Origin of the sequence: Cellulomonas terrae (assembly GCF_007990265.1) — a bacterium.
GTDB classification, from domain to species: domain Bacteria; phylum Actinomycetota; class Actinomycetes; order Actinomycetales; family Cellulomonadaceae; genus Cellulomonas; species Cellulomonas terrae.
On the sequence record NZ_BJWH01000026.1, the window covers coordinates 1 to 14,129 of the forward strand.

The following is a 14,129-nucleotide window of genomic DNA, read 5'->3' on the forward strand; positions in this document are numbered from 1 at the left end:
CCTGCCGGCGGTCACCGGCGGGCGGACCGAGCTCGGGTGGTTCCTCACGGCGGAGCAGCGCGGCAACGACGCGACGCGGATCCGGCCGTGGACCGAGGGCAACGCAGTGCGGCCGCTCGTGCACGGCTCCACGTACTTCGCGGTGCTCGCGGAGGAGCTGGCGCGCGCGGGCGAGGGCGACCTGGTCCTGTTCAGCGACTGGCGCGGGGACCCCGACGAGCAGCTGTCGGAGGGCGGCGCGACCGTCCGGGAGGCGCTGTCGGCCGCCGTGCTCCGCGGCGCGCTGGTCAAGGGGCTGATGTGGCGGTCGCACCTCGACCGGCTGCGGTTCTCGAACCAGGAGAACCGCACCCTGGCGGAGCGGGTCAACGACGTCGGCGGCGAGGTGCTGCTCGATCAGCGCGTCCGCGCGGTCGGCAGCCACCACCAGAAGTTCGTGGTGATCCGTCACGCCGACCGGCCGGCCGACGACGTCGCCCTGCTCGGCGGGATCGACCTGGCGCACGGCCGTCGGGACGACGCCGACCACCGCGGCGACCCGCAGGCCCTGCCGTTCGCCCGTCCATACGGCCCGCGCCCGCCGTGGCACGACGTCCACGTCGAGATCCGGGGCCCGGCCGTGCGCGACGTCGAGGAGGTGTTCCGGGAGCGGTGGGAGGATCCCGCGGCCCTGTCCCGGATGCCGTGGCACGTCGTGCCCGACGTGCTGCGCCGCGAGGACCGAGAACCCAGCAGGCTGCCTCCGGTGGCGCCCGACCCGCCGCCGGCCGGCACCTGCGCGGTCCAGCTCCTGCGCACCTACCCCCAGCGCCGACCCCGCTACCCGTTCGCGCCCGCCGGCGAACGCAGCGCCGCTCGCGGCTACGCGAAGGCGCTACGGCGAGCCCGGCGGCTCGTGTACATCGAGGACCAGTACCTGTGGTCGGCCGACGTCGCCCGCGTCTTCGCCGCCGCGCTCCGTCGCGAACCCGGCCTGCACCTGATCGCCGTCGTCCCCCGCTACCCGGACCAGGACGACCGGCTCGGCCTGCCGCCCGTGCGCCTCGGGCATGCGCAGGCCCTGGAGATCGTCCGCGCCGCGGGCGGCGACCGCGTCCTGGTCCTCGACGTCGAGAACCACGCCGGCAACCCCGTCTACGTGCACGCCAAGGTCTGCGTGGTCGACGACGTGTGGGCCACGGTGGGCAGCGACAACTTCAACCGGCGGTCCTGGACCCACGACTCCGAGCTCACCGCCGCGATCCTCGACCAGCGGCCGGACGGGCGTGAGCCGCTCGATCCCGCGGGCCTGGGCGACGGCGCACGAGCCTTCGCGCGCGAGCTCCGGCTGACGCTGTGGCGCGAGCACCTCGACCGCGACGACGACACCGGGCTGATCGACCCCGCCGACGCGATCGAGGCGATGCGGTCGAGCGCGGCCGCCCTCGACGCGTGGTACGACGGCGGGTGCTCAGGTCCGCGTCCGCCGGGCCGGCTGCGCACCCACGCGATCGTGCGCCTGCCCCTCTGGCAGCGCCTGCTGGCGTCCCCCGCCTACCACGTGATCGTGGACCCGGACGGGCGGTCCACCTCGATGAAGCTGCGCGGGCACCACTGAGCGCCGACTACCCGAGCTCCCGCAGCGCGGTGCGGCCGACACGTCGAGCCGGGAGGCTGTCGGAGTCCCCGAGTCGCTCCGCCGTCGCCACGACGGCCGCCCGCAGGTCCGCGCTGCGCCTGCTCACGGCGCGCAGCGCCATCGAGATCGACTTGCCGACCAGCGGGCGCTCGTCGCCCGCGTGCTTCTCGACGAGGTCGAGGGCTGCGCGGAAGGCATCGTCGGAGGCCGCGTGGTCGTGCAGCGCGAGGCTCCACAGCAGGGCGAACGATGCCCGGCGCACGAACAGCGCGTCGTGCGCAGCCCACGGGCCGAGCCGGGTCCACGCACCCGGCGCACGGTCGAAGAGCGTGAAGCACACGGTGTCGCAGATCGCCCAGCTGTCGAAGTCCGCGCACCAGGAGTCCATCTGCTCGACCGTCACGGCCCTCGGGTCGTCGACGAGCCCCGCCACGACCCGCGCCTCGTAGACACCGGTCGCCCACAGGTCCGCGGCGAGGGTGTGGTCGCGGCCGAGAACACGGGCGACACGCTTCATGTCCGCCATCGACACCCCGAGGGCCTCGTCGACGTGGATCCCGTACCGCGGACCCAGCAGTGCGCGCGCATCGGGAGACGCGTGGTCGCGCAGCATGTCCAGCACCTCGGATGCCTGCACGTCGCGCCCCCTCTGCGGCTGTGCCTCCTACTCAAGCACGCGGGCGAGCTCGCTGATCAGCGCGTGGCTGTCCGAGTCCTGGCTGATCTCCCACGCCATCGCGCCGCGCAGCCGCAGCGCCTTGATGAGCTTCACGCGCTCGCCGATGGAGCGAGGGCTGGAGAACGAGATCAGCGTCGGGACCGTGGCCGGACCCGTCGTCAGGTTCGGGTGCGCCGCCGCGGGGTTGAACAGGTACGGCTCCCCGGCCAGGGGGTTCCAGTACGCCGTGTACCCGGCGCCGCCCGTGGTGCCGGCCGCGTCCACGTAGCCCCCTTCGTCGACCAGCGCGTGGTAGGTCGGCTGGGGCGTCACGTCGACGGTCAGCACGTTCGCGTCCGTGCCGGTGTTGTCGAAGGCGGAGTAGAGGCCCCGGTTCGCGGTGCTGGTGCGCAGGTACTGCTGGCCGTAGAACGGCACGCCGACGACGATCTTGTTCGCGGGCACCCCCTGGAGCAGGTAGTAGGCGACCGTGCCGGTGGTGTTCCAGCTGAGGTTCCGCGCGTTCGGGTCCCGGGGGTCGGGCGTGAACAGGGTGTTGTGCGACGCCTTCGGCCCGCTCGGCACGTTGAAGTCATACGTCATCACGTTGTTCCAGTCGAAGTACTTCGTGATCTCCTTCAGCTCGAAGTACTTCGTCGAGCTCGTGGCCGCCGGGAGCGCCGCCGTGAGCAGGTAGTAGTCGCCGGTGACGGCGCCGTACGCGTCGAGCTGCTTGCGGAACTCGGCGGCCAGCAGCGTCGCGTTCCGACGGTCCGCCGGGCCGGGGTTGACGTTCCCGCCGGCCACCTGCGTCGGGTACTCCCAGTCGAGGTCGATGCCGTCGAAGATCCCCGCCGCCGCACCCTCTCCCCCGGCGTTCTCGGGCCACCCGCCGGCGGGCAGGTTGCCCTTGATGAACGTGTCGATGCACGACGCCACGAACGCCTTGCGCAGCTCCGGCGTGCTGGCGAGCGTCGAGAACCACGTCGACTTCGTCCAGCCGCCCAGCGAGATCTGCACCTTGAGGTGCGGGTTCGCCGCCTTGAGCTTGCGGAGCTGGTGGAAGTTGCCGAACAGGTGCTGGTCCGGGTTGCTCGGGTCGTCCGCGACACCGTCGACCGTGTTGTCGCCCGTCCAGTAGACCTGCTGGTAGTCGGCCCACGGGTCGAGCACGTCGCAGCTCGCCCTGCCCGTCGCCTCGTCGTAGCCCGGGACGCCGAACGCGTACTGGATGACGTTCAGCTTGTCGACGGGGATGTCCTTGACGAAGTAGCCGCGACCGTAGACGTTCCAGTCCGCGAAGTACGCCGTCACCACCTTCTTCGGCCCGTCGGGCCTGGGCGCCGACGACGCCTGCGCGGGCGGGGCCGCGACGAGCGCGAGGCTCCCCGTCACGGCCAGGGCCACGAGCACGGACAACCGGCGGGAACGGCGCATGGGGCTCTCCTCGACGCTGTGGAGGTCTGACCGTGGATTAGTAAGTACTCCTACCAAATGCGGGTACCCCCACCCTATGACCGGGTGTCCGATCCACGTCAAGAGTCCGGTTCGCAGCGATGTGCCTAGGCTCCTCGCATGGCCACAGTCCTCCTCGTCCGGCACGGTCGGAGCACGGCGAACGTCGCGGGCATCCTGAGCGGACGGGCCGCCGGCGTCGACCTCGACGAGGTCGGCCGGGGCCAGGCCGCGCGGGCCGCGGAACGGATCGCCGCGGTGCCCCTGGTCGCGATCGTGTCGAGCCCTCTCGCACGCTGCCGGCAGACGGCGCGACTCATCGCGGAGCAGCACACCCTGGCGACGCAGGTCGACCCCGGCATCACCGAGTGCGACTACGGGCAGTGGCAGGGCCGGCCGCTGCGCGAGCTCACCCGGGAGCCGCTGTGGTCGACGGTCCAGACGCAGCCGTCCGCGGTCACCTTCCCCGGCGGCGAGTCGATGGCGGCCATGCAGGACCGGTCCGTCGCGGCGGTCCGCCGGCACGACGCAGCGCTGGTGGCCGAGCACGGTGCCGGCGCGGTGTGGGTCGCGGTGACGCACGGGGACATCATCAAGTCCGTCCTCGCCGACGCCCTCGGCATGCACCTCGACCTCTTCCAGCGCATCACCGTCAACCCCGGGTCCGTGTCGATCGTCCGGTACGGGAGGGCCCGCCCCGAGGTCGTGGCCACCAACACCGACTCGGGTGACCTGTCGTGGCTGCGCGCGGCCGGTCCGGTCGGCGACGCCACGGTCGGCGGCGGCGCGGGGCCGCTCGTAAAGTGACGGACATGCCGGCCCTTGTGCACCAGTTCGACTGGCCCGACCGCGTGGTGATCGGGACCGTCGGTCCCCCAGGCTCGCGCGCCTTCTACCTGCAGGTCCGCGACGGTGCCCGGAACGCCAGCGTCGGGCTGGAGAAGCAGCAGTCCGCCGTGCTCGCCGAGAAGATCGCCGAGATCCTGGACGCGCTGATGGCCGACGAGCAGAACCGGTTCAGCGTCCCCGCCGCCACGCCCGCCGAGCTCGTCGACAACGACCCGCTGGACCAGCCCGTCGAGGAGCAGTTCCGCACCGGGCTCCTGCGCCTCGCGTGGGACCCGTCGACCGCTCAGGTCGTCGTCGAGGCGTTCGCCATGACCGAGGGCGACGACGAGGACGCCGAGATGCTCCAGGTCCGGATGCCCGTCGGGACCGCGCGGGCGTTCGTCGAGCGCACCCGGAAGGTCGTCGCGTCGGGCCGGCCGCTGTGCCCGACGTGCGGCGAACCCCTCGACGACGGCCACGTGTGCGGCGCGCCCACGTCGTGACGCCCGACCTCGTCGGCGGTGAGCTCGAGCTCGTCGGACGCATCACCGTCGCCTCGAACGCGACCTTCCTCGCGACGATCGGCGACGTCAGCGTCGTCTACAAGCCCGTCGCGGGCGAGCGCCCCCTGTGGGACTTCCCGGACGGGACGCTGGCGAACCGGGAAGCGGCCGCGTACCTCGTCTCGGAGGCGTTCGGGTGGGACGTCGTCCCCCGCACGCTCCTGCGCGACGGTCCGCTGGGCCCCGGCATGGTGCAGGTCTGGCAGCAGCCCGACGCGTCGCAGGACCCCGTCGACGTCGTGGCGGCCGTCCCTCAGGACGGCTGGCGCTCCGTCTTCCGGGGCGTCGACGAGGACGACCGGCCGGTGACCCTGGTCCACGAGGACTCGCCCGCACTGCGCCGCATGGCCGTGTTCGACGTCGTCGTCAACAACGCCGACCGCAAGGGCGGCCACATCCTCCCGACGGCCGCGGGGCACCGCTACGGCGTCGACCACGGCGTCAGCTTCCACGTCGAGCACAAGCTCCGCACGGTCCTGTGGGGCTGGCGCGGTGAACCACTGGACGCGGTCGAGCTCGCGGGCGTGGAACGGGTGCTCTCCGCGGTGGACGGCGACCTCGGTCAGCGCCTCTCCGAGCTTCTCGACGACGACGAGGTCGCCGCGCTGGCCGCGCGCTGCGAGCGGCTGGTCCACGACGGTGTCTTCCCGGGCCCGTCCGGTGACATGCCGGCGTTCCCGTGGCCGTTCTTCTGAGCCTCAGGGCACGTTGGCCCCGCCGTTGACGTTGATGACCTCGCCCACCACGAAGCTGGACTCGGGCGACGCGAGGAACACGTAGGCCGGCGCCTGCTCGACCGGCTGGCTCGTCCGGCCGAGCCAGGACGACTCCCCGAAGCCGTTCAGCTTCTCCGTCGGCTGCCCGTCCGAGACCTGCAACGGTGTCCACACCGGCCCCGGTGCGACGGCGTTCACGCGAATCCCGCGCGGCGCGAGGTCGGCGGCGAGCGCCTTGGTGAACCCGATGATCCCGAACTTGGTCGACGCGTAGTTGATGATCATCGGCGACGGGTTGTAGCCCTGGACCGACGTGCTGTTGATGATCGTCGCGCCCGGGCCGAGGTGCGGCAGGGCGTCCCGCGTGATCCAGAACATCGCGTACAGGTTCGTCTGGATCGTGCGGTCCAGGTCGTCCTCGTCCAGCTCGTCGAACGTCTGGTGGTACACCTGGTGCGCCGCGTTGTTCACCAGGATGTCGAGCCCCCCGAGGCCCTCCACCGCGTCGGCGACCAGCGTCCGGCAGAACTCCCGGTCGCGGATGTCCCCCGGGAGCAGGACCGCCGTGCGGCCCTCCGCACGCACGAGCTCCGCGATGGCCTCCGCGTCCACCTGCTCCTCCGGCAGGTAGCTCAGCGCCACGTCCGCACCCTCGCGCGCGAACGCGATGGCCACCGCCGCGCCGATGCCCGAGTCGCCGCCGGTGATGAGCGCCTTGCGGCCGGGCAGGCGACCGGTGCCGCGGTAGGTCGTCTCGCCGTGGTCGGCCTTCGGGTCGAGCTCGGCGTCCAGGCCGGGCAGCGGCTGCCACGAGGCGTGGGGCTTGATGTGGGAGTGGCGCTCGACGGGGTTGTCGAACGTGAGCTGGTCAGGCGACATCGTCATCTCCTCCAGTGGGTTCGATAACGATATCGGTCCGTCACCACTCCTCGTCGCGGCCCCAGCCGCCGTTGCGGCGGGCGTTCAGGTAGGACCCGATGACCGCGGCGCCGAGGTCGTCGGTCTCGGGGGTGACGACGGTGCCGCCGGCGCGCCTGGCCATGGCGTCGACGAAGCGCGCGAGACCCGGGTCGTCGCCCAGGCGGAAGAACGTCGTGCGCGCCCCGAGCCGCGTCGATCCGTCGAGCTCGCGCACCGCCAGCGCGATCGTGATCGGGTGCGGCGGGTAGTCGAAGAAGACCTCGCCGTCGGCCTCCAGGTGGGAGGTCGGCTCGCCGTCCGTGACGATCAGGAGCACAGGCTGGGCGTTCGGGTGCTTGCGGAAGTGCCGGTTGGCGAGCAGGAGCGCGTGGTGCAGGTTGGTGCCCTTCTCCCACTTCTCGTCCAGCCCGACGAGCTGCTCGATCTGCATGACGCGCGCGGCGCGCCCGAAGCCGATCAGCTGCAGGTCGTCCCCGCGGAACCGGGTCGTGACCAGGGTGTGCAGTGCCAGCGCGGTGCGCTTCATCGGCACCCAGCGGCCCTCCATCGCCATGGAGAACGAGGTGTCGACGAGGAGCGCGACGCACGCCTGGGTCCGCGCCTCGGTCTCCTGGATCTCGACGTCGTCGACCTGGATCGTCCGCGACCCGCGCGTCAGCGCGTTGGTGATGGTCCGGCTCACGTCCCACGGCTCGGTGTCGCCGAACGCCCACGGGCGCGTGGATCCCGACGGCTCGCCGGCGGCGCCGGAGCGGCGGACCTCGTGGCCGCCGGTGCGGCCGGACATCGTGTCGGCGACGGCCTTGAGGACGGACTTCCCCAGCTGGCGCATGGCCTTCGGCGTCAACCTCAGCTGGCCGTCCGAGCCGCGACGGATCGTGCCCTCGTTCAGCGCCTTCTCCAGCCGCTGCAGGGTTCGGGCGTCGACGACCGCGTCCTGCCCGAGCTGGCGCGCGAGCTTCTCGAGGTCGAGGTCGTCCAGCTGCGACCCCTCGTAGGACTGCGCGAGCTGCTCCGCGAGTGCGTCGAGGTCGGCGAGGTCCTGGAACACGCCCGTCCCGTCGCCGAGCCCGAGCCCGTTCTCCCCGTCCAGGCGTTCGGAGCTGCCCCAGTCCTCGCCGGGTCGCAGCGCCCTGAGGCTGTCGTCGAGCTGGCCGAGCGCGTTCATGAGGTCCGACGAGCCGAACGCCTGCTGGGCGAGCGCGTCGAGCTCGTCGCGCTGCTCCTGCGTCATGGAGTTCCGCATGCGCTGTGCGGCCGCGGCCCGCTGCGCGAGCGAGTCCAGGAGCTCGTCGAGGGTCGTCGGGCCCTCCGGGAAGTGCTCGCCGTGCTTCGCCATGAAGTCGTCGAACTGCTCCTGGGTGTCCTCGCCTCGCCTGCGGCTGTCCAGGAGCCCGTTGAGGTCGGCCAGCATCTCGCGGAGAGCCGCCCGGTCCTCGTCGGTCGCGTTCTCCAGCGCCTGCTTCAGGCCCGCGAAGCGCTGGTCCAGCGCCTCGCGGCCGAGCAGGTCCTTGATCTTCTCGAACTCCTGCCGTGCCTCGCTGCTGCGCCAGTCGTACCCGTTGAGCTCCTCGACGGCGGCAGCGGGCGACGACGGAAGGTTGTCGAGCTGCAGCTGCGCCAGCGCCCGGTCGCCCTCGTCCATGTCGACGTCGCGCGCGAGCTGCTTGCGCTCGGCGAGGACCGCCCGGTCGAGGAGCTCCTTGACCTCCTGCAGGGTGCCGTCGAGGTTGTGCGTGCGCGTGATCTCTGCACGTTTCTCGGCGACCCGTCGCGCCAGCTCGTCGAGGCCAACCTGGTCGCGGCCGCCGCGCCGCAGGAACTCCCGCATCGCCCGCTCGGGCGAGTAGCCGGCCATGACGTCCTCGCCGATCGCGTCCAGCGCCTCGGACAGGTCGACCGGCGGCGCGAGCGGGTCCGGCCCGTCGACGTACGGGGTGTACCGCGTCCGGCGTGCCAGTCGGCGGTTGGCCCTAGCCATAGATCGTCTCGCCGCCCCCGGACTCCTTGCTGATCCGTCGGGACAGGTACAGGCCCTCCAGCGCGAGCTCGATCGCGGCCGCGCGCTCGCCGTCGTTGGTGGCACCGAGCCGCGCGCAGACCTCGTCGTAGAGCTCGGACTCCCCCAGCGACGGCAGACCGGTCAGCACGGCACGCGCCGTGACCTGCTCGCCCGTCGTGACCATGGCGCCACCCTGGATCGCGTCCACGAGCAGCCCGAAGTCGATGCCCCGCAGGTGCGCGCGGACGGTCTCCGCCGTGGCGGTGCGGAGCAGGTGGTCGAGGATCTCGTCCTCGCGCCCCTCCTCCCCCGCCTCGAACTCGATCTTCCCCGCGAGCACGTCCACGGCGGTCTCCAGGTCGACGGGCCGGGCGACGGCGTGCTGCTCCCCCTGCCGTGCCGCCCGGTGCAGGGCCGACGCGGCGATCGTCTCCGCACCGGCGATCGCGAACCGCGCGCTCACCCCGCTGCGCTGGTCCACCGCGCTCGACTCCCGCAGCGCCCGGGTGAAGCGCGCCAGGATCTCGACGAGGTGGTCCGGCACCTCCGCCTGGAGGACCGCCTCCTGCCGGATGACGGCCACCTCGTCGGCGAGCTCGGTCGGGTAGTGCGTCCGGATCTCCGCCCCGAACCGGTCCTTCAGCGGCGTGATGATCCGCCCGCGGTTGGTGTAGTCCTCCGGGTTCGCCGTGGCCACCACGAGCACGTCCAGCGGCAGCCGCAGCACGTACCCGCGGATCTGGATGTCCCGCTCCTCCATCACGTTGAGCATCGCGACCTGGATGCGCTCCGCCAGGTCGGGGAGCTCGTTGATGGCGACGATCCCCCGATGACCGCGCGGGACGAGGCCGAAGTGGATGGTCTCCGGGTCGCCGAGCGCGCGGCCCTCCGCGACCTTCATCGGGTCCACGTCGCCGATGAGGTCCGCGACGCTCGTGTCCGGCGTCGCCAGCTTCTCGACGTAGCGCTCGTCGCGGTGCCGCCAGGTGATCGGGAGGTCATCGCCTTCCTGCGCCGCGCGCCTCCTGCTGGCGGCCGTGATCGGCTCGAACGGGTGCTCGCCGATCTCCGACCCGTCGATGACCGGCGACCACTCGTCGAGCAGACCCTGCAGCGTGCGCAGCAGACGGGTCTTGCCCTGACCGCGCTCGCCGAGCAGCACGATGTCGTGGCCGGCGATCAGCGCCCGCTCGAGCTGCGGGACGACCGTGTCGTCGAAGCCGTGGATGCCCTGCCAGGGGTCGCTGCCCTCCCGGAGGGCAGCGAGGAGGTTGGCGCGGATCTCTTCCCGGACCGAGGTGTGCACATGGCCGGAGGCGCGGAGCTCGCCGACGGTTGTGGCTGTGGGACGCATCATTCGGTCGAGCGTAAGCCTGCACCCGACGCCTGTCAGTGCGAGGCACCCTCCGTCACGAGCGGCCCGGTGTGGCGCTTCGACCGGAGGTCGAACAGCGCGTACGCGGCGACGACGGCGAGGCACAGCGCGGGGACGATGAACCCGGCCGCGGTGCCGGACGAATCCATGATCAGCCCCATGATCGGCGGCATGAGGGCGCCGCCGAGGATGGCCATCACCAGACCAGCGGCCCCGAACTTCGTGTCCGTACCCAGGCCCTGCAGCGCGACGCCGTAGATCGTCGGGAACATCAGGGACAGCGACACCGAGATCGCCACGACGGCGATCAGGCCGATCATGTTCGGCGACACCACGGCGACGAGCGACAGCACCACCCCGAGCAGCCCCATGGCGAACAGCAGCTTCGTCGGCCGGATGATCCCGAGCAGGTACGTCATCACGAAGCGCGAGATCAGGAAGAGGATGAGGCTCGCCTGCAGGTACCACCCGGCCTGCGAGGCGGGAACGTCGACGACGTCCTGGGCGTACTGGATGGTGAAGCTCCACGCGCAGACCTGAGCACCGACGTTGAGGAACTGCGCGACCACACCGAACCGGTAGTGGCGGTTGTGCCACAGCCGCCCGAAGGCTCCGCCGGACCTCTCCTCGAGCCCGAAGTGGACGTGATCGTCGGGCACGTTGATCTTGCGGAAGGCGATCAGCAACCAGATCAGCAGCAGCGCGATCGCGATGCCGGTGTACGGCCCGAGCACGAGCGACAGGTCGCTCTCCTGGGACGCCTCGAGCTGTTGCGCCGACATCTCGGCCTTCTGATCCTCGGGCGTGATGTTCGGCAGGATCAGCACCGCACCGAGCAGCACGCCGACGTTCGCGCCCACCGGGTTGAACGCCTGGGCGAGATTGAGCCGCTGCGTGGCGGTCGCCTCCGGCCCCATCGAGATCACGAACGGGTTCGCCGACGTCTCGAGGATCGACAGGCCCGCCGCCAGCACGAACAGGGCGATGAGGAAGAACCCGTACTCCAGCACCATGCCCGCAGGGATGAACAGGAACCCGCCCACCGTCGCCAGGCCCAGTCCGGTGAGCACCCCCACCTTGTAACCGAAGCGCTTGTTGATCAGAGCCGCCGGGATCGCGAGCGCGAAGTACGCGCCGTAGTACGCGAACTGCACGAGCGCGGACTGGAAGTGCGTCATCAGGAAGATGTGCTTGAACACCCCGACGAGGACGTCCGTGAGGTTGGCCGCCGACCCCCACGCGGCAAAACACGTCACGACGAGGATGAACGGAACCGTCAGGCCCGGATAGACCAGACCCTTCTTCCGCGAGCTCTCGAGCTCTGGCTCGGGCTTGATGACTGTCGGACGGCTCACGCGGGGCCCCCTTGCCAGCGCGAAAATACGAGTCTTTCGACGCTAAGCCCTAGTCACCGAACCCACCACTCGGTCACTTCTCGTCCAGCAGCCGCAGCTCCGACGGTTCCCGGAGCAGACCCTCCAGGATCGCGTTCCCCTCGGTGTTGTACGGCTGCAGCATGTGCTCGTCCCAGGCGGCACGGGAGCGGAACATCTCCAGCATCACCCAGGAGTCAGGATCGTCCTGCGGCTGCGTGAGGTGCATGAACACGCACCCCGGCTCCGTGAGGGTGTGGCGACGCATGGACTGCAGCTGCGCTTCCGCCTCCTCCAGCCGGTCCTGTCGAGGCTTGATCGTGACGACGAGGAAAAGCGCTCGGTCCTGCTCGTCCTGTTCGCTCATACCCTCGGTCTACACCTGTGTGTCCGTTCCCGCGCACGCGAACGTGCTAGAACGGACCAAGGGGGAATCATGCGGCGATACGCGATCGTGGCGAACCAGACCCTCGACAGCGACCAGCTGTTGAGCGTCGTCCAGGAGCGCGCGGCCGACGGCCCCGCCGAGTTCTGGCTCGTCGTGCCGGCCACCCCCATCAAGGACCTGGCCTCCAACGTCATCTCCATGCCGATGCCCGTGATGGGAGGCACCCTCGCACTCCCGCACCCACCCGCCGAGTCGCGCAAGCTCGCACAGTCCAAGCTCGACGCCGCCCTGACGAGGCTGACCGCGGCCGGGATCACCGTCGACGGCGAGGTCGCCGACCCCGACCCCCTCCACGCGGTCGAAGAAGCCGCCGCGAGCCGGACGTTCGACGAGATCGTCGTCGTGACGCTCCCGACGCGGTTCTCCCTCTGGATCCACCAGGACCTCCCCGACCGGCTCGCCCACCACTTCCAGGTCCCCGTCACCGCCGTGGCCACGGAGGACGTCTGAGCGGTTGCCGACGGGCGGACCTCGGGGCAGGGTCGGTCGCGGAGCCGGCACCGGAGGTCGTGAGTCAGATGGCGAAGAAGAAGACAGGCGTCGCGCTGGCGGTCGCCTGGCCGCTGGCGAAGAAGGTCGCGGCCCAGGTCAGCGTGATCGTCGCCAACAATCCCGACCTCCAGAAGCGCCTCGAGAACCTGGGCAAGAAGTTCGCCGACGTCCAACGCGCCCGCACCCCCGAGGCCAAGATCGCGCGTGCGATGGAGTCCGTGCGGGAGCAGGCCGAGATCGTCCTACGTTCTGAGTCCTCCGGCGCCGAGTCCGTGGCCGCGGTCCAGGCCACGGGCTGGAAGCAGCGGGCTGACCAGGTCGAGCGGGCGCTCCGGATCCTCCAGCACCAGCCCCGCAAGATGCAGAAGTCGCAGCTCCCCCGCATCGAGGCGATGGCGGACTCGCTCGTCGCGGAGGTCCTGACCTCGCTCATCGACGACGCCGATCGTCAGATCGGCGACTGACCCCCGCGCGTCGAGACAGTCACCGTGAACTTCGGGTCACGGCTGACCTGCCGAGTCGGCCCGACGACACGCTCCAGCGCCGGCCGGTAGCGCAGGTGCGAGTTCCACACCGCCCACAGCTCGCCGCCGGGTGTGAGGACTCGCGCGGCCTCCGCGAACAGCGACCTGGCCACCCCGTCGTGCACCGCCGCGCCGACGTGGAACGGCGGGTTGAGCAGCACGACGTCGACGCTCGCGTCGGGAACCGTCTCAGCACCGTCCGCACGCACGACCCGCACGCGGCCCTCCAGGCCGTTCGCGGCGACCGTCGCTTCGGCTGAGGCCACCGCCGCCGCGGACTCGTCAGTGGCGGTGACCACCAGGTTCTCGCTCCTCTGTGCCAGGAGGACGGCCAGCACACCCGTGCCGCAGCCGAGATCGACCGCGCTCGTGGCGTCGTGCGGGATCGCATCGAGGTGCTGCAGCAGCGCGCGCGTGCCGATGTCGATCCCGGTGCCGGCGAACGCGCCGCCGTGGGCGCACACCGTGATGCCGAGGTCCGGGTGCTCCTTGGGCTCGGGCCAGCGCTTCTCCGGCCGCTCGTCCTTCGGCTCCCTGGCGACGAGCACGCGCGACTTCTGCCGGGCGAGGTGCGCCTGCACGCTCACGAAGTGACGCGCCAGGACCTCGTTCATCGCCGTCGTCATGTGCTTGACCCGGCCCCCCGCCACGACGACCACGTCAGGGTCGGCATGGTCGGCGATCAGGCCCGCGATCTCCTCGAGCGCGTCGAGCGACCGCGGCAGCTGGAGGAGGACTACACGGGCACCCGCGACGACCTCGGGCGTCAGCCCGTGGCTCGTGAACCCGTCGATGCCGAGCCGTTCGGCGTTCGCAAGCAACGCCCGTTCGCCGAGCAGGCGGTCCTGGTGCGTGCGGACCCCGGACAACCCGTAGCGCGCGATCGCACCGAGCGTCAGCGCGCCGTGATGGTCGCCGATCACGACGACGCCTCCCGCTGCCTTCTCCAGCTCGGGCGCGGCCTCGTCGAGGATCAGCCGGTCGCTCGCGTCGACCGCGTACAGGTTCGGTGCCTCGACGTCGGGGTAGCGCCGGAGGTTGGCCAACACGTCGGTCTCGGAGTGCTCAGCCGCCGTGTCCACGCCCCCGAGGCTAGCGGCCGGGGCGGACTGGACGGCGCGGCAGCCGGACTCGGCGAAGGCGGCAAGAACAACGA

The 14,129-nt window shown here is 71.3% G+C and carries 14 protein-coding genes; 6 read left to right on the forward strand and 8 right to left on the reverse strand.

Annotated features, from left to right (window positions below; translation table 11 throughout):
* Nucleotides 1–1,597, forward strand: a 1,597-nt coding sequence (locus CTE05_RS17870; protein ID WP_307724303.1) for a phospholipase D family protein, incomplete at its 5' end; no start/stop codon positions are given.
* A gap of 7 nt (nt 1,598–1,604) precedes the next feature.
* Here the strand turns inward: CTE05_RS17870 and CTE05_RS17875 are convergent.
* Nucleotides 1,605–2,231, reverse strand: a complete 627-nt coding sequence (locus tag CTE05_RS17875) for a DNA alkylation repair protein (protein ID WP_146847655.1) — start codon at nt 2,229–2,231, stop codon at nt 1,605–1,607.
* 51 nt (nt 2,232–2,282) lie between these two features.
* A complete protein-coding gene (locus CTE05_RS17880; protein WP_146847656.1) occupies nt 2,283–3,713 on the reverse strand; it encodes a glycoside hydrolase family 18 protein in 1,431 nt (476 codons plus the stop codon).
* Between the two features lie 138 nt (nt 3,714–3,851).
* Between CTE05_RS17880 and CTE05_RS17885 the strand changes: the two genes are divergently transcribed.
* The 3 genes from CTE05_RS17885 to CTE05_RS17895 are packed head-to-tail and all read left to right on the forward strand — an operon-like array spanning nt 3,852 to nt 5,817.
* The gene (locus CTE05_RS17885) at nt 3,852–4,538 is read left to right on the forward strand and encodes a histidine phosphatase family protein (protein ID WP_146847657.1); all 687 of its coding nucleotides are present in this window, start codon (nt 3,852–3,854) and stop codon (nt 4,536–4,538) included.
* A 5-nt stretch (nt 4,539–4,543) separates the two neighbouring features.
* Complete coding sequence (locus tag CTE05_RS17890) at nt 4,544–5,062, forward strand: DUF3090 domain-containing protein (RefSeq protein ID WP_146847658.1); 519 nt, start codon at nt 4,544–4,546, stop codon at nt 5,060–5,062.
* Entirely contained in the window at nt 5,041–5,817 is a 777-nt protein-coding gene (locus CTE05_RS17895; RefSeq protein WP_246123736.1) for an SCO1664 family protein, read from the forward strand. Before CTE05_RS17890 ends, CTE05_RS17895 begins: the two co-directional genes overlap by 22 nt.
* 3 nt (nt 5,818–5,820) lie before the next feature.
* On the opposite strand, the gene CTE05_RS17900 is transcribed toward CTE05_RS17895, so the two are convergent.
* The 5 genes from CTE05_RS17900 to CTE05_RS17920 all read right to left on the reverse strand — a co-directional run bounded on the left by CTE05_RS17900 (nt 5,821) and on the right by CTE05_RS17920 (nt 11,876).
* Nucleotides 5,821–6,717 (reverse strand): SDR family oxidoreductase, encoded by an 897-nt coding sequence (locus tag CTE05_RS17900; RefSeq protein ID WP_146847659.1) that lies wholly within the window; start codon nt 6,715–6,717, stop codon nt 5,821–5,823.
* Between the two features lie 40 nt (nt 6,718–6,757).
* Nucleotides 6,758–8,740: a vWA domain-containing protein gene (locus CTE05_RS17905; protein ID WP_146847660.1), complete on the reverse strand. Its 1,983-nt coding sequence runs from the start codon at nt 8,738–8,740 to the stop codon at nt 6,758–6,760.
* The gene (locus CTE05_RS17910) at nt 8,733–10,118 is read right to left on the reverse strand and encodes a MoxR family ATPase (protein ID WP_146847661.1); all 1,386 of its coding nucleotides are present in this window, start codon (nt 10,116–10,118) and stop codon (nt 8,733–8,735) included. The genes CTE05_RS17905 and CTE05_RS17910 overlap by 8 nt, the downstream gene beginning before the upstream one ends.
* 32 nt (nt 10,119–10,150) lie before the next feature.
* Nucleotides 10,151–11,491, reverse strand: coding sequence for an L-fucose:H+ symporter permease (fucP, locus tag CTE05_RS17915; RefSeq protein WP_146847662.1), 1,341 nt, complete (start codon nt 11,489–11,491; stop codon nt 10,151–10,153).
* Nucleotides 11,492–11,564: 73 nt separating this feature from the next.
* Nucleotides 11,565–11,876: a putative quinol monooxygenase gene (locus CTE05_RS17920; protein ID WP_146847663.1), complete on the reverse strand. Its 312-nt coding sequence runs from the start codon at nt 11,874–11,876 to the stop codon at nt 11,565–11,567.
* Nucleotides 11,877–11,945: 69 nt separating this feature from the next.
* Between CTE05_RS17920 and CTE05_RS17925 the strand changes: the two genes are divergently transcribed.
* Both CTE05_RS17925 and CTE05_RS17930 read left to right on the forward strand, forming a co-directional pair.
* A complete protein-coding gene (locus CTE05_RS17925; protein WP_146847664.1) occupies nt 11,946–12,407 on the forward strand; it encodes a putative universal stress family protein in 462 nt (153 codons plus the stop codon).
* 68 nt (nt 12,408–12,475) lie between these two features.
* Complete coding sequence (locus CTE05_RS17930) at nt 12,476–12,913, forward strand: hypothetical protein (RefSeq protein ID WP_146847665.1); 438 nt, start codon at nt 12,476–12,478, stop codon at nt 12,911–12,913.
* On the opposite strand, the gene CTE05_RS17935 is transcribed toward CTE05_RS17930, so the two are convergent.
* A complete protein-coding gene (locus CTE05_RS17935; protein WP_146847666.1) occupies nt 12,898–14,055 on the reverse strand; it encodes a class I SAM-dependent methyltransferase in 1,158 nt (385 codons plus the stop codon). The genes CTE05_RS17930 and CTE05_RS17935 overlap by 16 nt on opposite strands.
* Nucleotides 14,056–14,129 lie beyond the last annotated feature (74 nt).

Bases quoted from the DNA above. Each gene is read 5' to 3' on its own strand.
- CTE05_RS17910 (WP_146847661.1), bottom strand. From the start codon at position 10,118: ATGATGCGTCCCACAGCCACAACCGTCGGCGAGCTCCGCGCCTCCGGC.
- CTE05_RS17905 (WP_146847660.1), bottom strand. From the start codon at position 8,740: ATGGCTAGGGCCAACCGCCGACTGGCACGCCGGACGCGGTACACCCCG.
- CTE05_RS17880 (WP_146847656.1), bottom strand. From the start codon at position 3,713: ATGCGCCGTTCCCGCCGGTTGTCCGTGCTCGTGGCCCTGGCCGTGACG.
- CTE05_RS17900 (WP_146847659.1), bottom strand. From the start codon at position 6,717: ATGTCGCCTGACCAGCTCACGTTCGACAACCCCGTCGAGCGCCACTCC.
- CTE05_RS17875 (WP_146847655.1), bottom strand. From the start codon at position 2,231: ATGCTGCGCGACCACGCGTCTCCCGATGCGCGCGCACTGCTGGGTCCG.
- CTE05_RS17890 (WP_146847658.1), top strand. From the start codon at position 4,544: ATGCCGGCCCTTGTGCACCAGTTCGACTGGCCCGACCGCGTGGTGATC.
- CTE05_RS17885 (WP_146847657.1), top strand. From the start codon at position 3,852: ATGGCCACAGTCCTCCTCGTCCGGCACGGTCGGAGCACGGCGAACGTC.
- CTE05_RS17920 (WP_146847663.1), bottom strand. From the start codon at position 11,876: ATGAGCGAACAGGACGAGCAGGACCGAGCGCTTTTCCTCGTCGTCACG.
- CTE05_RS17925 (WP_146847664.1), top strand. From the start codon at position 11,946: ATGCGGCGATACGCGATCGTGGCGAACCAGACCCTCGACAGCGACCAG.
- CTE05_RS17930 (WP_146847665.1), top strand. From the start codon at position 12,476: ATGGCGAAGAAGAAGACAGGCGTCGCGCTGGCGGTCGCCTGGCCGCTG.